General features: G+C 38.3%; 21 protein-coding genes. 10 read left to right on the plus strand and 11 right to left on the minus strand.

The genetic code is table 11. The features are described 5' to 3' along the window. Positions 1-185 precede the first annotated feature (185 nt). The 4 genes from M2R48_RS08750 to M2R48_RS08765 all read right to left on the minus strand — a co-directional run bounded on the left by M2R48_RS08750 (position 186) and on the right by M2R48_RS08765 (position 6,019). Complete coding sequence (locus tag M2R48_RS08750; protein WP_004721171.1) at positions 186-1,466, minus strand: aspartate kinase; 1,281 nt, start codon at positions 1,464-1,466, stop codon at positions 186-188. A gap of 62 nt (positions 1,467-1,528) precedes the next feature. After that, a complete protein-coding gene (alaS, locus tag M2R48_RS08755; RefSeq protein WP_262085806.1) occupies positions 1,529-4,222 on the minus strand; it encodes an alanine--tRNA ligase in 2,694 nt (897 codons plus the stop codon). A 243-nt stretch (positions 4,223-4,465) separates the two neighbouring features. Continuing rightward, positions 4,466-5,242: a hypothetical protein gene (locus M2R48_RS08760; RefSeq protein ID WP_262085807.1), complete on the minus strand. Its 777-nt coding sequence runs from the start codon at positions 5,240-5,242 to the stop codon at positions 4,466-4,468. A 30-nt stretch (positions 5,243-5,272) separates the two neighbouring features. Beyond that, positions 5,273-6,019 (minus strand): hypothetical protein, encoded by a 747-nt coding sequence (locus M2R48_RS08765; protein ID WP_262085808.1) that lies wholly within the window; start codon positions 6,017-6,019, stop codon positions 5,273-5,275. 193 nt (positions 6,020-6,212) lie between these two features. On the opposite strand from M2R48_RS08765, the gene M2R48_RS08770 reads away from it, so the two are divergent. Then, positions 6,213-7,235: a type I glyceraldehyde-3-phosphate dehydrogenase gene (locus M2R48_RS08770; RefSeq protein WP_262085809.1), complete on the plus strand. Its 1,023-nt coding sequence runs from the start codon at positions 6,213-6,215 to the stop codon at positions 7,233-7,235. A 125-nt stretch (positions 7,236-7,360) separates the two neighbouring features. Next, positions 7,361-7,657 carry a hypothetical protein gene (locus M2R48_RS08775; RefSeq protein ID WP_004721164.1) on the plus strand — a complete coding sequence of 99 codons (297 nt, stop codon included), beginning with the start codon at positions 7,361-7,363 and terminating at the stop codon, positions 7,655-7,657. 50 nt (positions 7,658-7,707) lie between these two features. On the opposite strand, the gene M2R48_RS08780 is transcribed toward M2R48_RS08775, so the two are convergent. Together M2R48_RS08780 and M2R48_RS08785 are read right to left on the minus strand one after the other, a co-directional pair. Next, complete coding sequence (locus tag M2R48_RS08780; RefSeq protein WP_262085811.1) at positions 7,708-8,007, minus strand: AzlD family protein; 300 nt, start codon at positions 8,005-8,007, stop codon at positions 7,708-7,710. Then, positions 8,004-8,747: an AzlC family ABC transporter permease gene (locus tag M2R48_RS08785; protein WP_105712859.1), complete on the minus strand. Its 744-nt coding sequence runs from the start codon at positions 8,745-8,747 to the stop codon at positions 8,004-8,006. The genes M2R48_RS08780 and M2R48_RS08785 overlap by 4 nt, the downstream gene beginning before the upstream one ends. Before the next feature lie 151 nt (positions 8,748-8,898). Between M2R48_RS08785 and M2R48_RS08790 the strand changes: the two genes are divergently transcribed. Continuing rightward, positions 8,899-9,360 (plus strand): Lrp/AsnC family transcriptional regulator, encoded by a 462-nt coding sequence (locus M2R48_RS08790; protein ID WP_262085812.1) that lies wholly within the window; start codon positions 8,899-8,901, stop codon positions 9,358-9,360. On the opposite strand, the gene M2R48_RS08795 is transcribed toward M2R48_RS08790, so the two are convergent. Together M2R48_RS08795 and M2R48_RS08800 are read right to left on the minus strand one after the other, a co-directional pair. Continuing rightward, on the minus strand, positions 9,346-9,930 hold the full coding sequence (locus M2R48_RS08795; RefSeq protein ID WP_262085813.1) for an RNA 2'-phosphotransferase: 585 nt from the start codon (positions 9,928-9,930) through the stop codon (positions 9,346-9,348). The genes M2R48_RS08790 and M2R48_RS08795 overlap by 15 nt on opposite strands. A 36-nt stretch (positions 9,931-9,966) precedes the next feature. Further along, positions 9,967-10,377: an Lrp/AsnC family transcriptional regulator gene (locus M2R48_RS08800; RefSeq protein WP_262085814.1), complete on the minus strand. Its 411-nt coding sequence runs from the start codon at positions 10,375-10,377 to the stop codon at positions 9,967-9,969. Between the two features lie 124 nt (positions 10,378-10,501). Between M2R48_RS08800 and M2R48_RS08805 the strand changes: the two genes are divergently transcribed. Beyond that, positions 10,502-11,044: a cysteine hydrolase family protein gene (locus M2R48_RS08805; RefSeq protein ID WP_209826325.1), complete on the plus strand. Its 543-nt coding sequence runs from the start codon at positions 10,502-10,504 to the stop codon at positions 11,042-11,044. Positions 11,045-11,115: 71 nt separating this feature from the next. On the opposite strand, the gene M2R48_RS08810 is transcribed toward M2R48_RS08805, so the two are convergent. After that, positions 11,116-11,625, minus strand: a complete 510-nt coding sequence (locus M2R48_RS08810) for a hypothetical protein (RefSeq protein ID WP_262085815.1) — start codon at positions 11,623-11,625, stop codon at positions 11,116-11,118. A gap of 316 nt (positions 11,626-11,941) precedes the next feature. On the opposite strand from M2R48_RS08810, the gene M2R48_RS08815 reads away from it, so the two are divergent. The 5 genes from M2R48_RS08815 to M2R48_RS08835 all read left to right on the plus strand — a co-directional run bounded on the left by M2R48_RS08815 (position 11,942) and on the right by M2R48_RS08835 (position 16,808). Beyond that, on the plus strand, positions 11,942-13,108 hold the full coding sequence (locus tag M2R48_RS08815) for an ATP phosphoribosyltransferase regulatory subunit (RefSeq protein WP_056510528.1): 1,167 nt from the start codon (positions 11,942-11,944) through the stop codon (positions 13,106-13,108). Between the two features lie 70 nt (positions 13,109-13,178). Further along, a complete protein-coding gene (locus M2R48_RS08820) occupies positions 13,179-14,498 on the plus strand; it encodes an adenylosuccinate synthase (protein WP_004721148.1) in 1,320 nt (439 codons plus the stop codon). 176 nt (positions 14,499-14,674) lie between these two features. After that, positions 14,675-15,466 carry a M48 family metallopeptidase gene (locus M2R48_RS08825; RefSeq protein ID WP_262085816.1) on the plus strand — a complete coding sequence of 264 codons (792 nt, stop codon included), beginning with the start codon at positions 14,675-14,677 and terminating at the stop codon, positions 15,464-15,466. A 139-nt stretch (positions 15,467-15,605) separates the two neighbouring features. After that, positions 15,606-15,911: a hypothetical protein gene (locus M2R48_RS08830; RefSeq protein ID WP_056510530.1), complete on the plus strand. Its 306-nt coding sequence runs from the start codon at positions 15,606-15,608 to the stop codon at positions 15,909-15,911. A 111-nt stretch (positions 15,912-16,022) separates the two neighbouring features. Beyond that, positions 16,023-16,808: a M48 family metallopeptidase gene (locus tag M2R48_RS08835; RefSeq protein ID WP_004721143.1), complete on the plus strand. Its 786-nt coding sequence runs from the start codon at positions 16,023-16,025 to the stop codon at positions 16,806-16,808. Between the two features lie 94 nt (positions 16,809-16,902). Here M2R48_RS08835 and M2R48_RS08840 read toward each other — a convergent pair whose 3' ends face one another. Together M2R48_RS08840 and crp are read right to left on the minus strand one after the other, a co-directional pair. Then, the gene (locus M2R48_RS08840) at positions 16,903-17,952 is read right to left on the minus strand and encodes an NADP(H)-dependent aldo-keto reductase (RefSeq protein ID WP_262085817.1); all 1,050 of its coding nucleotides are present in this window, start codon (positions 17,950-17,952) and stop codon (positions 16,903-16,905) included. A 329-nt stretch (positions 17,953-18,281) separates the two neighbouring features. Then, a complete protein-coding gene (crp, locus tag M2R48_RS08845; protein WP_004721139.1) occupies positions 18,282-18,992 on the minus strand; it encodes a cAMP-activated global transcriptional regulator CRP in 711 nt (236 codons plus the stop codon). 151 nt (positions 18,993-19,143) lie between these two features. Between crp and M2R48_RS08850 the strand changes: the two genes are divergently transcribed. Then, positions 19,144-19,566, plus strand: a complete 423-nt coding sequence (locus tag M2R48_RS08850) for an OsmC family protein (RefSeq protein ID WP_262085818.1) — start codon at positions 19,144-19,146, stop codon at positions 19,564-19,566. Positions 19,567-19,693: the final 127 nt, after the last annotated feature.

Here is a 19,693-nt window from a genome sequence, read left to right on the forward strand (position 1 = left end):
AACTTTAAATAGCACCGATAATTTTAACAGAATAATGTGACAAATTTTTCATTTTCACGTTGCTCTATTGAAATTTCTCTAAAACCTCAAAAACTAATATAACAGAGCCACTATAGAAAACACTATAGTGGCTCTGATTTTTTCTTGGTCAAAACAGCGAATAAGTAGCTATATTTGATCAAAAATTATGCACGCGCACTCGATTCGCCATGTTCACGGTCTAAACCGAAGGCTGTATGGAGTGAACGAACCGCAAGTTCTAAGTAATTTTCTTCAATAATCACAGAAATTTTGATTTCAGAAGTTGAGATCATCAGGATATTAATCCCTTCATCTGCAAGTGCAGTAAACATTTTACTTGCAACACCTGCATGAGAACGCATACCTACGCCAACAATTGACACTTTAACAATGTCATCACGCGTAGCAACTTCACGCGCGCCAATCGCTGTAGCCGTTTCTTCTAGGATTGCTTTGGCTTTTTTAAGCTCACCACGATTCACGGTAAAAGTGAAGTCAGTTGTGCCATCTTCTTCAACGTTTTGGATGATCATATCCACTTCAACGTTTGCAGCACCAATAGGCGATAAGATTTTAGACGCAATACCTGGTTCATCAGGGACACCTAAAATTGTTAATTTAGCTTCGTCACGGTTAAATGCGATACCAGAAATAATTGGCTGTTCCATATTGTCTTCCGCTTCAGTAGTGATTAGTGTTCCGACATTGTTTTTGAAATCTTCGTCGAATGCGCCATCATTGTCATTATCAAAACTTGATAATACGCGTAAAGGCACTTGGTATTTTCCTGCAAATTCAACAGAACGAATTTGCAATACTTTAGAACCGAGAGATGCCATTTCAAGCATTTCTTCAAATGAAATACGATCAACTTTTTTTGCTTTAGGTGCAACACGAGGATCAGTGGTATAAACCCCATCCACATCTGTGTAAATCTGACATTCATCTGCTTTTAATGCCGCAGCAAGTGCAACACCAGAGGTATCAGAACCGCCACGGCCTAGAGTTGTTGTATTGCCATCGATGTCGAAACCTTGGAAGCCTGCAACAACAATGACACGACCTGCATCCAAATGATTTGTCATCACATCTGTATCAATAGATTCGATACGGGCTTTGGTAAACGCGCTGTCAGTTTTGATACCAACTTGGCGACCTGTGAGTGACTTAGCTTCAACACCAATTGAATTGAGCGCCATTGCTAACATTGAAATCGTTACCTGTTCACCCGTAGACACCATTTGGTCTAGTTCACGAGGATCAGGGGTTTCGGTAATGGCTTTCGCTAAAGCCAATAAGCGGTTTGTTTCACCACTCATTGCAGATACAACCACTACAACCTTGTGGCCGTGGTCATGCCAACGCTTTACACGACGAGCAACATTTAAAATGCGCTCGGGAGTACCCATAGAAGTACCGCCATATTTTTGAACGATTAATGCCATAGTTGTTCCATATAAGCCATGACCCTAATCGGCATTAGGGTCAGTTACACAAAAGTGAAGTATTATTTTTGAGCAAGCCAAGCAGTTAAATCTGCCATCACTTGTTCAAACTTCTCGTTTAGTGGCGCGCCACCTTGTGCTAAGTCAGGTTTACCACCACCTTTACCACCAAGCTCAGTTGCTAAGTGTTTGATGATGTCACCCGCTTTTAGATTTGCAGTGAAATCTTTAGCTACAGATGCGATAAGACTAACTTTGTCACCTTCTACAGCCGCAAGCACAATCACTGCATTATCTAATTTTGATTTGACACTGTCATGAAGATGACGAACAGACTTCGCATCTTGTCCTTGAACTGTGGCAATAAGTGTTTGGCGACCCGCAATTTCCGTCACTTGACTGATTAAATCAGAGGCTTGGAAATTCGCCAATTTTTGATTCAATTGCTCAATTTGTTTTTGCAATTGATGTGCTGTTTCTAGCGTTGATTGAACTTTTTCAACAGTTTGATCTTTCTGTGCTTTTAATAAATCGTTGATATGCAAAATATCTGCATCAAATTTTTGAACGATTTCAAGCGCTTTGGTACCCGTAACAGCTTCAATACGACGAACACCTGCTGCAACACCACTTTCAGAGGTGATTTTAAACAGACCAATATCGCCAGTACGTTTTACATGGATACCACCACAAAGTTCGATAGAGAAATTTTTCTCATCTTGGATTGAACCCATAGAAAGTACACGAACTTCATCACCATATTTTTCACCGAACAACATCATTGCGCCTTTTTCTTTCGCAGCATCGATGTCTAAAAGTTCAGTAGAAACGGCGGTGTTTGCAATCACTTCGCGGTTTACAATACGTTCAACCTGTTGAATTTGTTCAAATGTCACCGGTTGGTCATTGGCAAAGTCAAAACGTAAAATGTCAGAAGCGACCAAAGAACCTTTTTGTTGTACGTGCTCGCCCAATACTTGACGTAAAGCGGCATGTAAAAGGTGAGTTGCAGAGTGGTTGCGTGCAGTTGCTTCACGAAGATCTGCTTTTACAATTGCTTCTACATTTTGAGTCGCTTTTAGGCTTCCCATTGTCACGATACCTTGATGGACAAAAGCGCCACCAGATTTTTTAGTATCTTGAACTTCAAAAATACCAGTATCGTTTTTGAACAGACCTGTATCACCAATTTGACCACCGCTTTCTGCATAGAAAGGTGTTTGGTTTAATACAATTAGTGCTTCATCGCCTTCAACAACTTCATCAACTTGTATGCCATCTTTATAGATCGCAATAATTTGACCTTGACCTTGAGTTGCTTCATAGCCATTAAATTGAGTTTCGCTATCTACTTTCACAATATTGTTATAGTCAACAGCAAACTTGCCTGCATCACGTGCACGTTGACGTTGTGCTGCCATTTCAACTTCAAAACCAGCTTCGTCAATTTCCAATTCGCGTTCACGTGCGATATCTGCGGTTAAATCAGCAGGGAAGCCATAAGTGTCGTAAAGTTTAAAGACGGTTTCACCTGGAATGGTTTTACCTTTGAGGTTGGCTAATTCACCTTCAAGCAGTTTTAAGCCTTGTTCAAGCGTTTTGGCAAATAATTCTTCTTCACGAATCAAAGCTGCTTCAATAACATTACGACGTTGTTCAAGCTCAGGATAAGCAGTGCCCATGGCATCGATTAATGGTTGCAACATTTTGTAGAAGAATGTACCCGTTGCGCCCATTTTATTACCATGACGTACTGCACGACGGATAATACGACGCAATACATAACCACGACCTTCATTTGAAGGGTTAACGCCATCTGCAATCAGGAAACAGCATGAGCGTGCATGGTCTGCAACCACTTTAAGTGAAGCAGGGTATTCAATAGGTTTATTGTTTGCTTGAGCAGTTGCAACCGCTTCAGATGTATCAACACCAATAATTTCAGCAGCAGACTTTAATAGGTCTTGGAATAGGTCAATTTCATAGTTTGAATTGACATGCTGTAAAACAGCAGAAATACGTTCCAAGCCCATGCCTGTATCTACAGATGGTGCAGGAAGATTATGCAGTACGCCATCAGCAGTACGGTTAAACTGCATGAAAACGTTGTTCCAGATTTCAATAAACCGGTCGCCATCTTCTTCTGGTGTGCCCGGTAAGCCACCCCAAATATGATCGCCATGGTCAAAGAAAATTTCAGAACAAGGACCACATGGACCAGTATCACCCATTGCCCAGAAGTTATCAGAAGCGTATTTTTCGCCTTTATTGTCACCAATACGGATAATACGATCTGCAGCTAAGCCAATTTCTTTGTTCCAAATGTCAAACGCTTCATCATCTGTATGATAAACAGTGGCATATAATTTATCTTTAGGTAGTGCTAACCATTCTTCACCAGTAAGGAAATCCCAAGCAAAACGAATCGCGTCACGCTTAAAATAATCACCAAAAGAGAAGTTGCCTAACATTTCAAAGAATGTATGGTGACGTGCTGTATAACCGACATTATCTAAGTCGTTGTGCTTACCGCCTGCACGGACACATTTTTGCGACGTCGTTGCACGAACATAGTCACGTTTTTCTAATCCAAGGAAACAGTCTTTAAACTGGTTCATCCCTGCGTTGGTAAAAAGCAGAGTAGGGTCATTGGCAGGTACAAGTGAACTTGACGCGACACGTGTATGTCCTTGCGATTCAAAGTAGCGCAAAAATGCTTCACGTATTTCAGCAGTTGTCATAAAACGAGTACTCACAACCAAGTCACTCCTTAATTTTCATATTGGCTAAAAGTGCGTTGCTGAGTCTGATTTTTGCGCTCAGTCACCACACGGGCTTATTTTTAAAAACGCCAAAGTATAACGGAAAATGTAGTGTCCACCAATGATTTTAAGGTGAATTATTGGTATTTCTATACATTTTCAACTTTAGCCTGGGGTAAATTTTGGTTGTATAAATTTAAAACATAGCTACATTGCCATTATCGGATTTAAGCTTGCTTAAAAAGGATCAATACTTAAAAAGTTATGATGCTCAAATTTATATACTTGACCATTAAATTTAAGCGTTTGTTGTTGCTTATATTGTTTTTTCACAGAAGTGCAGGTTTTATAGTTGGTTTTGGTCTGGTTTTTGGTTTCTTTTAAAATCATGTCCTGTAAGCCATGTGTCGTTTTATTTGATAAAATGAGGATACTTCTCACCTCTGAATTACTATTCTCTGGACAGTTTCCAATTCGTTCATCGCCGCTATCATTCATGCTGATACCGCCAATTTCTTTAATGGGGTGTTTAGGATTAACTTTAAATAAAGTTAAATTACTGTGACTATAAGTGAAACCACCTTGATGCGACGATGAAGTTTCAATTCCCACGACATCAATATCAGTTAATGTTGAAAAACGGGTCGTATGGAGTTGTGCACCATCATAATGATCTGCATCTGAGTAAAAAGTTTCTGGTGCTTTATACTTTTGCAGAATTTTATGCTGAGAAGAGTCAATTAAATATAAATTCAGATCATGTTCCATTTCATCATAAGATTTATAAGCAATTGGTTGACTGATTGCAATAAGCTGAATTTTTTGTTGATTGTCCAAATTGATACAGCTTTGATATGTTTTGGCTTCAGTATTGGCAAAACGTGGGTTAGTCAGTTTAAATTTTTGAATTAAAGAATCTTGTAATTGTTCTGAGCAAGCTTGATAAGGTGCTGCAAAACTATTTCCAGCAATAAAAAGCAGTGCAGTGTTCAATACAATTTGTAATGTTTTCATGCGCTCATCTCTAAAAAGTTCAAAATACAATTAAATTCCAAAGTCTAAAAAATTAAGATGTTCAAAACGATATTTTTTCCCATCAAATTTCATGATATGACGTTGCTTTTTGGCAATACGGTGGGTACTACAGTTTTTTTCGTTAAGTGTTATACGCTCTGTTTTTTCCGTTAATTGAATGTCAGCTAGACCATGACTGTTTTGTTTTAAGGAGTGAAGTAAAATTTGAGTCTCGGTTTGTACATCAGTTTCACATCTAGACGGCGTATTACCACCTGAAAAATTAGTCATAAAATTATCTAAAACGAGCTGAACTTTAGCAGCATTGATTTGAAATAGTTTTAATTCACGAATTGTATAATACATTCCTCCAGAATGCCCATAAGTTAAGGCTAATCCAATAACATGAGTATGGGGAGTTTTAGAGTAAGGATTGATATCAAATTTTAAATTTTCAAACTGACTGGTATCGGAAGAGATGGTTTTTGGATAAGTATAATGATTTAAAATTTTTGAAGATGCGGTATCGATCAAATATAAATTTAAATCATAATCCGCAAAGTCAGATTGCATAGCAACAGGATCGCTGATTGCAATAATCTGTTGGTGTTTACTGATCGTTAAGCAGGTTTGGAATACAGGATAACGCGCATCTAAATTTTGTTGTGTGTTTAAGTTGAATTTTTGGATGAGTTGTTGAGTCAGTGTTTCTGAGCAGTTTGAATAGAGATTTTGTGCATGTGTTGGTTGTGTATATAGAAAGGCTAGTAAAATCATGCAGTAAAGATAAAATAATTGATTTAATTTAAAAATATTTTTAATGGATGGATACATTTATTTTTATCCTAGCTGAATCAAAAAATTATTTTTGAGAAATTTTTATGACTAAATAAAGCATATTCTAACAGTAGTCACGCTAAATCTTATAACATATAGCGCATAAAGTAGTTTGGCTGTAAAAGGACATCTGATGCAACGTGTGGCAATAAACGGATTCGGGCGAATTGGACGGAATGTATTACGCGCTTGGTTTGAAAATCCGAAAAACTTCCATTTTGAAATTGTTGCCATTAACGATATTGCAGATGTTGAAACGCTGGTTCATTTATTTAAATACGATACTACCCATGGCCGCTTTGACGGTGCAGTGAATATCGTACAAGAACATGGGCAGCTTTATATGTCGATTGACGCACGGCAAATTAAACAGAAAGTGCAAATTTTAAGACAAGCCAATCCTGAATTATTGCCTTGGAAAGATTTAAATATTGATGTTGTTTTAGAATGTACAGGGCTGTTTCGATCAAGAGCTGCTGCAACGCAGCATATAACAGCAGGTGCAAAACGTGTCATTATCGGTGCAGCACCTTTTGATACTGTTGATGCTGCCATTGTTTATGGGGTAAATCATCATGATGTTAAAGCTAGTGATCAAATTATTTCGGGTGTGTCATGTACCACACAAGCTTTAGTCCCTTTGGTCAAAATTATTGATGATGCATTTGGAATTGACAGTGCATTAATGACTGAAATCCATGCGGTCACTGCGGATCAATCTGTATTGGATCATGCACATCGAGATTTACGCCGCGCACGTGCCTCAGGACAAAATATTATTCCAACTACATCTTCTGCTTTGGGTGCATTAAAACAAGTCATGCCCAAAATGGAAAACCGTATTGATGGTTTTTCAATCCGTGTACCAACAATTAATGTTGCCGCCATTGATTTAACATTTATTGCTAAAGCGCCAGTAACAGCTCATTTAATTAACCAAACCTTAATTCAAGCAGCAAAATATGATTATGCTGAAATTATGTCTGTCACAGATGAGCAATTGGTTTCAAGTGATTTTAATCATTCACCTTATTCACTGATTGTTGATCTGACTCAAACTATGGTCGTAGGTCAACAGGCGAAAGTGTTTGCTTGGTATGATAACGAATGGGGCTATGCAAATCGCTTGTTAGATTTGTGTGAATCATTTTATTAATCTAATATTTATCAGACTGTGATGAAAAATTCATGGATTATTATAAATATTCATCACTTTAAAATAACTTTAATGACTTGAGTTTAATCAAGACGAAGATTGACGTGTTTTGTTGGGGGTAAATGATGTTTTTTATATATTTGGTTATTGTGATTCTTTATCTGGCCATGATGTTTGTGATTTGGCAAATGGGAAAGTTAAAGAAAGAAAACCTTGAATGGCTTAAGCATGTGCAGAATCATGAGCAACAGATCCATGCACAAGAGCAACATCTCAAACAGACCTTACAAATTATGCAAGATTTGGCTAAAAAAATGCATGTACAGCAGGAAGTTTTAGACAATACCTCAACACGTTTGACTCAAGTTGAGTTTCAAAATGCTGAATTAATTAAAATATTACAGCAAAATTCAAAACCTTAATTGAGGTTTTGAATTGCATCAAGTCAGGAGTGACAGGCTATTGAGAACGTTTAAAGCATAAAGTATCTCAAGATCCCTGTTGCAATGATACTGATCAGTACAGTGGGTAATAATGAAAAATAACAAGCTGCGAACAGTGTGATGATAATTGCAATCAAGTTGGCTGGTTGATCCGTAACAAAGTAAGGTGCAATCACTGATATCAAAACACAGCCGGGGATCACCTGTAAAATTCGTGTGGTTCTTTTGCTAAGGTGTCTATTTTTTAACAGTAAATAACCTAAGATTCGAGTTAAATAGGTTGTTAATCCCACACAAACAATGGCGATGAATGTCGTCATATGAATCATTCTTCATCTCCAATTAATAAGAACGCAGCAATAATTCCTGAAATAGAACCAATCAATACATACCAGCCTTTGGGTAGATAATAATAGGCCAGTGCTGCCGCGATCAGGCTAATCAACCAAGGCAGAGCGGGTTTAAAGCCCTTCCACATTCCACGTAAAAGCACCAGAAAAACTGCGGGAAATGCCATGTCAAAACCAAACTTTGTGACATCGCCTAGGAAAGAACCAATGCCGACTCCCATCGTGGTAAAAACCACCCACATGACATATAACGCAAAACAAAGGCCGATATAAAAAAATACACTAAATCCTGCATAGGGATTGCGAGGGTTTTGTTTGTGTGCATCCGTAATGCTAAGGGCCCAACTTTCATCACACATAAAAAACAATAATGGAAGGGCTTTACGATTGGGCAAATGTCGAATATAGGGTGCTAAACTTGCACCCATTAAAATATGTCGGCTGTTGACCAGAAAAGTGATCAGAATTAAAAACAATAATTGAGGTGGCTGCGTCCAGACTTCAATAATGGCGAACTCAGAACCACCAGCAAAATTGAGTCCTGTTAATAAAGGAACTTCTAAGGCAGAAAAACCTTTTTGCGCTGCTTGTGTTCCTAAAACCAACGCAAAAGGGATAATACCCAGTAGCATTGGAATAGAGGTTTTAAGCCCACGTACAAACTCTCTAAATTCAATTGAATAGGTCAGTTCAGTCGTAGTGTTCTTAAAACTTAACATGAGTCGCTCAATGGTCGCTAAAACAAGGTGATTTTTATTTTATGCCAAATGATTCGCTATATTTCGCTAAACTTGCTGCTTGTAAAATAATTTTTGCAATATTATTGCTGGAATATGTTATTTTTTGGTTTTATCTACTAGAAATAATTTTATGAAATTGGATCAGATAGATCGGCGTATTTTGTGTGCATTACAACGTAATGGAAAACTACAAAATAATGAATTGGCAGAACAGATCGGTTTATCCGCTTCACCTTGTTTAAGACGAGTAAAGCAACTAGAAGATGAGGGAATCATTGATCAATATGTTGCATTGGTCAATCCACACAAAGTAGATCTCAGTTTGACAGTCTTTGCACGAATTTGGTTAAAGAGTCAGGATGAACAAGCGGTCAATCGATTTATCGAAAGCATTATGAATATTTCTGAAATTGTTGAATGTCAACTTATGGCAGGTGATTGTGATTTTTTCTTACGTATTGTGGTTTCTGATTTAGAGGCATATCGTAAATTTCAAATTAATCATTTAAATAAAATTCCAGGGATCCAGAATGTCAAAACTGAAATCCCTTTACAGAAGATCAAAAAGACCACAGCCTTACCATTGGATTAGTTTTTTTGATTCGCTTTCGAATAACTTTAAATATTTTATCGGCACTTGTTCCGTCAACCAAACCCCATTTTCAGCACAATAAAACTGGAAACCATCGTGGTGCATCTGTTTGGTGTCTAGGATGAAAATGATGACTTTGCCATGCCGTTGTCCCACTTTTTGTGCTGTGACTAAATCAGCAGATAAATGCACATGATGACGCTTACCTGAAATTAAGCCTTTTTCTAAAATACTGTCAACAAAGCGAGTTGCTGTGCCATGAAAAAGGGTATCGGGCGGCGTGATAGCAGCATACTCCCGTTGAACCTGAGCACTAGAGTGACCTTGTACTGCGCGGATTTTGCTTTGGTCAGGTGAGAGCTGGAAGCGTTTTTTATCACTACTTTCAACAATCTCGATCAACTCTACGAGTTTAAGCGGTCTTTTGTATTTGATCATTTGCTGTAAAAGGATATGTACATCCGTCCAGCCTTCGGAGTCGAGTTGGATTGCAATGGTTTCTGGTTGATGTCGAAGTACTAAACTTAGAAATTTACTATGTTCGCGTAATGTTTTTTCTGAAGATTTCATTTGTTATTCTTACATGATATGGATTTGGATATAAAATTAAGCCTGAGTTTCAATTGCTCTTACGACACTATCTACTGAATATTGCCCCCATTCAGAGAGTTGCTCGATAAATAAATTAATTGCATGACTATCAAAATGCGCAACCAGCATATAGCAAGCGGAACCACAGACTTTATAGCAACTTTCAATTGACTCAAATTGAGCGATAAATGCTTCAAACTGTTCAAATTCATTATTCTGCATCATCACACGTATAAATTGTGTTAATTGATGCTGTAGCGTAATTGTATATTTCTGAATTGTGCCTTCATCTTGCATTCGTGCAATGCGACTTCCTACAGCTTGCCCTGTACGGTGTACTAACTTTCCGATCTCTTTATTGCTTAAGCGAGAATCAGTTTTTAGTATTTTTAAAATTTTGAGGTCAATTGGGTCATTTGGCAACATAGTGAATTGAACAAATTTTCAGTTTGAAAGTTTCTAATCGATTATTCTTTCATGAGTGACTGCAAATCGCCAGCTGTTTTGATTAATCTTATAAAAACATCAACACAAGGGTTAGGAAAACACCATGAGCCAAACTGCATTATTAGTAATAGATGTCCAAAACGATTATTTTCCTCAAGGGAAGATGGAGTTGTTCTGTGCGGAACAGGCTTTAAAACACATCAATCGATTGGAAGATCTATTTATAAAGCGTGAGCAGCCGATTATTTATATACAGCATATTGCCAATCAACCCAATGCTACATTTTTTCAAGCAGGAACGCAGGGTGTCGCACTACATTCGGGTTTACGCGTTAAGGCCGATTCAATTGTGATTGAAAAACACTATCCCAATAGCTTTTTTCAAACCACTCTAAAAGCAGAATTAGAGCGACTGAATGTTGATAAACTGGTGATTAGTGGCATGATGACGCATATGTGTGTTGATGCGACGTCACGTGCAGCGGCAGAATTTGCTTATCAACCGACGATCATTGCAGACGCTACAGCGACGCGTCAATTGAGCTATTCAGGCAGAACGGTTGAAGCAGAAGATGTACAAACGGCCTGTTTATCAGCCTTTCAAATGTTTTCACAAGTGGTCAGTATCGAGGACTATTTAAAATAGTTGAAAGATTCTAAATAACAGGGAAGTACAGTGATTCGATTTTGTACTTCCCTTTAAATCTGAATAAAAATTTATGCTTGGTTTAAGAAACCTTCTTTGATTTTTTCAGGTAAACCTGTATGCCACCATGTATAAATGGAAGATTTTATTTCGTCATCTTGTTCAGGATCATTGAAAGGTTCATCATCTTCACGAATCAATTCATCACCTTCAAATTTAAACCAAAATTCCCACGGGTCATCATCCCCACAACCCCAAGCCAGTGTGTGAATTTCAGGGAGTAATGCTTTTAAGAAAAGTAGGATTGCTTCGATAAACTCATCACCCGAAGAACCATGCACAAAATGGGCAACTGAATAGCCTGCAATAGTGTGTAATGATTCAGGACCCAAATCAAACTCAATATTGTCAACTGTGTTTAAAAGATCTTCTGCAAGTTCTTGCCCCAATTGTGAATTGAGCTCAACTGCAACAGCAATAAATTTGTCTTGTTCACCGCGATGCTCTTGAAATAAACAGCCTAGCTTTTGCAAGATTTCCGTATTTGGATGCGTGTAATATAAGTTGCTATGTAGTTCCATACTTCCCCAGTTTTTAGTATTTCAGTTGCTTTAAATAGATGCTGTTTTTCTAAACGAATAAATTATATTTTGAACAACGTAAATAGCAATCAACACTTGTGTAAAAAGTTAAATAAATACAAAGAATTGAAGTGGAACAATGTGTAATAGATAGTTTTTTGCCTAAATTATGTATAAGTGGTCAAATTATCTAGGCATCAAAAGTTATTTTATTAATGCATGGCGCAGATGATCGTGCTAAAATAAGAGAAATCGGGTGTGTTCCCGATTTTTTTATGCGGATTACTTCCGCGCTGACAGGATTTAGGTTTACAACATGCCCATTTCAGAGACATGGTTATTACCTGATGGTGTAGCTGATGTATTACCAGAGCAAGCGCAAGTAATTGAAAAATTGCGCCGTGAAGCTTTAGATTTCCTCGCATCACGAGGTTATCAGCTGGTGTATACGCCATTCATCGAATACATCGAATCTCTTTCTTCTCTCTCCGAATCGAATCAAGATTTAGACTTAGCCACTTTTAAAGTCATCGACCAACTTTCAGGTCGTTTACTTGGTGTGCGTGCCGATATGACACCACAAGTGGCTCGTATTGATGCCCATGTACATCAAGTACAAGGTGTGGCGCGTTACTGCTATGCAGGAACTGTACTTCATACTAAACCACAAGGTTTTAATACCACACGTGCACCACTTCAGTTAGGTGCAGAGTTATTTGGATCAGACAGTATTGACGCAGACGTTGAAATGATCGACGTGATGCTCAATCTGATTAATACCGCGGGTTTAGCTGATGGTATCCATCTTGATTTAGGGCATGTAGGACTGTTTAGAAGTCTGGTAAAACATGTGGGTTTAAACAAATCAACAGAAAGCCACTTATCTGATTTGTATCAGCGCAAAGCACTACCAGAACTTGCTGAATTCACTCAAGATTTAGAATTTGGTTCTGATTTTTATGCTTTAGGTCGTTATGCAAGTGATCTGGATGCATTGCAAGCGAATATTAGCGCAGAGATTTTTGCTGATGAAGCATTTAAAAATGCTTTTGAGGTACTTAAAACAACATATACAGAAATTCAAGCACGTTGGCCAAAACTCAATATTGGTATCGATGTTGTAGAGCTTCGTTCATACCATTATCACACTGGGTTAATGTATGCGGTGTATGCGCCAAACCGTGCTGCGCCGTTGGCACAAGGTGGTCGTTATGATGGTATTGGTGAACACTTTGGACGCGCGCGTCCTGCAACGGGTTTTTCTTGTGACTTGTATTCCTTAAGTGCGGGTCAACGTCAACAGATTGAAAAAGTGGTTGCACCGAAAGGTACCGAATCCACTTTGCTGGATGCGATTGCCGTAGCACGTCAACAAGGTTTAAGTGTAATTCAGTTATTGGGTAATGACGATTTAAACTCAGTTCCAAATGCAACCCACCAGATGGTGAATGTTGCTGGTGAGTGGAAAATCGAAACAATTTAAGTATCAGATTGAATGTTCATGTCATTCGATTTGGTTTTCTATTTTAACAGCATGATGTAATGAGGCTATTATGGGCAAAAGTGTTGTGGTACTCGGTACCCAATGGGGCGACGAAGGTAAAGGTAAAATCGTTGACCTGCTCACAGATCAAGCAGCTGCGGTAGTACGTTATCAAGGCGGACATAACGCAGGGCATACGCTCGTCGTTGGTGGTAAGAAAACAGTTCTTCACCTCATTCCATCAGGTATTTTACGTGAAAACGTACTTTGCTTAATTGGCAATGGTGTTGTACTTTCACCTGAAGCATTGATCAAAGAGATGGATATTCTTGAGAAAGAGGGCGTACCCGTTCGTGAACGTCTACGTATTTCTCCAAACTGTCCGTTGATTCTTCCTCACCATATTGCACTTGATCAAGCGCGTGAGAAGAAACGTGGTAATGCCAAAATCGGTACAACGGGTCGTGGTATTGGTCCTGCTTATGAAGATAAAGTAGCACGTCGTGCGATCCGTGTTGCGGATTTAGTTCGCGGTGGCGAACATCTTAAAGCACAGCTTGAAGAGCTTCTTGAATACCATAACTTCCAATTGACTCAATTCTTCGGTGTTGAAGCCGTTAAAGTTGAAGATGTGTTGGCACTTTGTGATCAATGGCGCGAAGTGGTTAAGCCATTAGTTTTAGATGTGATTACAACATTGCATGACTATCGTAAAGATGGTGCAAATATCATGTTTGAAGGTGCGCAAGGCTCACTTCTTGATGTCGATCATGGTACATATCCGTATGTAACTTCATCGAACACTACCGCTGGTGGGGTAAGTTCTGGTTCAGGTCTTGGTCCATTGCATCTTGACTATGTTTTGGGAATTACCAAAGCCTATACAACTCGTGTAGGTGCAGGTCCATTCCCAACTGAGCTTGTTTATGATGCTGCCAATGATGTTGGTGATGCAGTTGGTAAACATTTGGGTACTGTGGGTTCAGAATTCGGTGCGTCGACTGGTCGTCAGCGTCGTTGTGGTTGGTTTGATGCTGAAATCTTACGTCGTTCTGTAGATGTAAACTCATTATCAGGTATTTGCTTAACTAAACTTGATGTTTTAGATGGTTTGGAAGAAGTGAAAATCTGTATCGGTTATGAAGCTGCGGATTCAGGTTGTGTAGGTTCTACAGATGCACTTGCATTTGAAACATTAAAACCAATTTATGAAACTATGCCAGGTTGGTCTGAGTCTACGTTTGGTGCGAAATCATTGGATCAATTGCCACAAAATGCAATTAACTATGTAAAACGTATTGAGCAGTTGATTGAATGTCCTATCGACATCATTTCAACAGGTCCAGATCGTGATGAAACAATTGTGATGCGTCATCCATTTGATGCTTAATTGATTCAATCTTTAAAAAGCTCCTTCGGGAGCTTTTTTTGTTATTATTTTTAGGTGTTTTAAATAAAGTGTGATTATATTTTGATTTTTTTTGTAAAATACAACATAATTCAGCCGCTAAGAGCTGAGCTTCGTTTTGAAGCTTGCAATAAGATCTATGAAATTTGGTGAAAATAATGATTAACAAGAAACTATTACTTGGCTTAGGGTTGGCTATAGGCTTAACAGGGTGTACCACTGTTGCTGAATTAACGGGTAATGATTCCGCGACGTTAAACATCAATGCAGCAGCAGATTATAAACTTCTTGTTGAAGATGCAAAGGCACAAAAAGCACTTGATACAACATCTGCAACATATAAACGAGTTAATGCTGTTTTCTTAAAGATGAAACCTTTTGCTGATCAAGCAAATCAAACGGGTCAAAAATTTGACTGGCAATTGAGCGTGCTTAAATCCAATGAACTCAATGCATTTGTCATGCCTGGCGGTAAGGTTGTTTTCTTTACAGGTATTGTCAATCAATTGAAACTGACTGATGCTGAAATTGCTGCCATTATGGGACATGAAATGACCCATGCCTTAGAAGAGCATTCTAAACGTGGTGCTGGCGCAACTGCAATTACAGATTTTGCTGTGAAAATGGGCAAAACTTATGCAGGCGATAAATTGGGCTCAGTTGGCACTCAAGCTTTAGATATCGGAAGTAAATATGGTGTAGGTTTGCCATATTCACGTAGTTTAGAGTCGTCTGCTGACCGTGGTGGATTAATGCTTATGGCGAAAGCTGGCTATAATCCTGAAGCAGCAATCAGCGTTTGGCAAAAAATGAACAAGATTGATGGTGGTAGTAATAATGGTGTACAGAAGTTCACTTCAACACACCCATCAAATAATGACCGTATTTCAGATTTAAACAAAAACATGGTTGAAGCAAAGCAAATCTATCAGTCTGTTGTTAAAAAGTAATTTGATCGCAGAACGCTAAGCCCGATGAAAATCGGGCTTTTTATTGACAGCTAAAAATACTAAAGTCGATATCAATTAGACTAGGTTTTCAAGTTTAGCTTGTTAAAATGTATTTTTAGATACACATTGAGTTTGTAGGATGCAAAAGAATATATCGAGCACGATATTTTATTCTCTGATTTTTGCTATGGGCGGTGCTCCAACGATCGCAATGCTGATTATTCAAGCTCAAACCAATGATCTGAATATCATCAATAATGCATTGCTTGGTCTGAGTGTGATGGTTGCATGTGTACTGGTTCCTATTATTTTGATCCAGAATGCGTTTTTGTTTATCAAAAGAAATGATCAACATTTAGAACAAAAGATTATTCCATTGAAAAACATATATTTGACGCTGAATGTGATTTGTCTCATATATTGGTTGGCGATTCAATTTTTGTGATATTTCACTTACATAATTAATATGAATTAATGGATTTTATTGATTTATCCTTATGTAACATTTGCATATAATCCACAATGCTTTTATTTGTTCTCCATGGAGTTGATTATAATGAACAATAAATTAATGCTTAGTCTTTGTGCGGCGACTGCCATTTCAATTTCAGGGTGCTCAACTATCGCAGATATGGCTGGTGCTGATTCTGCAACGCTTAATTTAAATGCAACGCAAGGCTTTAATAAAACAGTGCAAGAAGCACGTTTGAATAAGACTCTAGATACAACTTCTGCAACTTATAAAAAAGTGAATGCAGCATTTATTCGATTAAAACCTTTTGCAGATCAAATGAACCAAACGGGTCAAAGATTTGACTGGCAATTGGCAGTACTTAAGTCAGATGAAATCAATGCTTATGTTGCACCAGGTGGTAAAGTGGTTTTCTACACAGGGATTGTAAATCGACTGAATCTATCTGAAGCTGAAGTTGCTGCGGTGATGGGCCACGAAATGACCCATGCTTTAGAGGAACATTCTAAACAAAAATTAGGTGCGCAAGCGTTGACCAATCTTGCAGTTGGTATTGGTAAATCTTATGCAGGCAGCCAAATTGGTGAATTAGGCAATGCAGCGCTCGATTTGGGAAGCCAAGTTGGGGTAGGCTTACCGTACTCACGTAGTTTAGAGAGCCGTGCAGATGAGGGCGGCTTAATGATGATGGCGAAAGCTGGCTATAATCCTCAAGCGGCAATTACCTTATGGGAAAAAATGGCGAAACAGGGTGGAGGAAAGGGTTCTGCATTACTGTCAACACATCCATCTGATGTCAATCGTATCAATGCAATGAAAAAGAATTTACCTGCTGCAATGGCAGTTTATACTGCGCGAGGCGGAAGATAAGTTTTTTGATAAAACCTATCGAATAGAAAAGGATGCTTATGCATCCTTTTTTATTGAAAACAATGTAGAACAACACGTGTTTTAAAACCAGTACTTAAGGTGCGGGGTTTGGCTGCTGCTGATGAATCGCATCTATTTCCGATAAGATTTCTTCAGACAATTGGGTATCAAAGGCCTGAATATTCTCTTTTAGTTGGTCGAGCGTAGTCGCGCCAATAATGGTACTACTCACAAAAAATTGTTGTTTAATAAATGCCAAAGCCAATTGGGTAAGTGTTAAACCATGTTTTTCTGCAAGCTGTGCATATTGTTCAGTTGCCCAATCGCTCTGTGGATTGCTATAGCGGCTAAAGCGAGAAAATAGTGTAATACGTCCTTTTTCAGGGCGTGCGTCGTGGCGATATTTGCCAGTTAGGTAACCAAAGGCTAAGGGGGAGTAGGCGAGTAAGCCAACGCCCTCGTGTTGTGCGATCTCAGACATTCCAATTTCATAAGTACGATTGAGCAAACTATAAGGGTTTTGTACGCTCACTATTTTTTCTAAGCCCAATTGTTCAGCTAAATGTAAAAACTTTAAGGTACCCCAAGGTGTCTCATTGGATAAGCCAATATGACGAATACGCCCTTTTTTAACTTCTTTTGAGAGTGCTTCTAAAGTTTCAGCAAGCGGGGTGATGTCTTGTGTACGTGCCGCAAGCTGATTGCTGTAGCCCAGCGTGCCAAAGAAGTTAACAGGGCGTTGTGGCCAATGCAGTTGATAAAGATCTATATAGTCTGTTTGTAAGCGCTTGAGCGAGCTATCAATAGCACTACTGATCTCTGCTTCTATAAACTTGGTATGCCCATCACGAATTTGACTGCCACCTTGTTGGGGGCCTGCAATTTTTGTGGCAATGATAAGTTTGTCACGCTGACCGTTTTGAGCAATCCAATTCCCTATGATGGTTTCAGTCGATCCCTGTGTCTCTGGTTTAGGGGGTACGGGATACATTTCAGCAGTATCCCAGAAATGAATATTTTGATCGAGTGCATAAGCAAGTTGTTCAAATGCTTCATTCTGATTATTCTGTTCACCAAAGGTCATGGTACCTAAACAAATTTCAGGGACCACAAGATCAGAATGCCCTAAACGATTTGACTTCATTTTATGTCCTTCAAAATTAATATTCAGTATCTTATGAGAATAATAACGTAATTTAAATTTGATAACTAAGTGAAAGAATGTTTCTAATTATCAAAATAAGATAAAGTTATCTGATTCTTTTATAAAATGCTCATTTTAGCTTGGTCTTGTTTTATAGCATGGTCATGAGACTAGCTCACAGTAATTCTCTGTGTATTTATCGCAACATGAAAAAAGCAAACTCGGGAGTTTGCTTTTAAACTATATTTTAACTTTTTGACAATATTTGATATTTATCCCATTCAACATAATTCTTTAAGGAATTAAATTCTCAAATTTGTTCTCAAGCTTTATTCATCATCTGTGCTTAGTTCGTCTTCAGAAAAATTAGATTCTTCCAAAGATACATCAAATATAAGGATGGCTTTACCGTCGGTTTCGATCATGCCTTGTTCTTCAAGTGTTTTTAGAACACGACCAACCATTTCACGGGAACAACCCACGATACGACCAATTTCTTGGCGAGTAATGCGGATTTGACGGCCGTTTGGCAAGATCATCGCTTCAGGCTGTGCTGAAAGATCAATTAAACAACGCGCAATACGACCAGATACATCAATAAATGCAAGGTCAGTTACTTTGCGTGTTGTATTTTTTAAACGACGAACAAGTTGTGCAAATACTGCATAACTTAAGTCAGGATATTGTTTACTAATTTCGTGGAAATTATCATATGAAATTTCAGCAATTTCACATACGTCACGGGTTCTTACTTCCGCAGTACGTTGTGGATTCTGCTCAAATAATCCCATTTCCCCAAAAAAGTCCCCAGGGTTCAAATATGCAACAACAATTTCACGTTCATCATCTTCACGTAAAATAATTGAAACTGAACCTTTTAAAATTAAATACAGTGATTTTGACTCTGAACCTGCATCAATAATCGTTGAGCGTTTTGGAAAACGATTGATGTGGGCTCTTTTGAGCAAAGCTTTGACTGACTCAGGTAGTTGACCAGGAGACAAAGCATCTGTACTAAGTTGTGCAAAATTAGAAGACATGCTTAAAAATTCCGAATTGGATAATAACTAGATCTGTTGATCTAAATTGAACTCGTCACGTAGAAGCAGTAGAGATGAAATTCCTTATCAACTCATTTTATGCTAGTGTACAGGTACCCCGTAAATTTATAGCTTTTTTTAGGTAGTTGCAATGCAAACTAGCGTTCATTGGTTAGAGAATGTTGCTTTCGAAGCAAAATCAGAAAGTGGTCATCAAATTGTGATGGATGGTTCTGCTGAATATGGTGGTGAAAACCGTGGACCACGTCCTATGGAACTCATATTAATGGGACTTGGTGGGTGTGCTTCATTCGATATTGTGACCATTTTAAAGAAATCTAGGCAAAATGTAACAAATGTTGTTTGTCAGCTCAAAGCGGATCGAGCAGACACGATTCCAGCTGTATTTACGAAGATACATTTACATTTTGTGGTAACAGGGCATGATGTGAAAGAGAGGCAAGTGGCTAAAGCTGTTGAATTATCAGCCGAAAAGTATTGTTCAGCAAGTAAAATGCTGTCCGATGGTGGTGTTGAAATCACCCATGATTTTGAAATTATTTCTGCTGAATAACTGACTTAATTTTAAAAAAGCCAATCAAAAGATTGGCTTTTTTTTAACGCGTTTTGGCTGCTTAATTTGGTGACTTATCCGATCAAAATTAAAAAAAATAAATTATTACAAAATGTGTATTTGTTCA

Origin of the sequence: Acinetobacter sp. I-MWF (assembly GCF_025433935.1) — a bacterium.
Taxonomy (GTDB): Bacteria; Pseudomonadota; Gammaproteobacteria; order Pseudomonadales; family Moraxellaceae; genus Acinetobacter; species Acinetobacter guillouiae.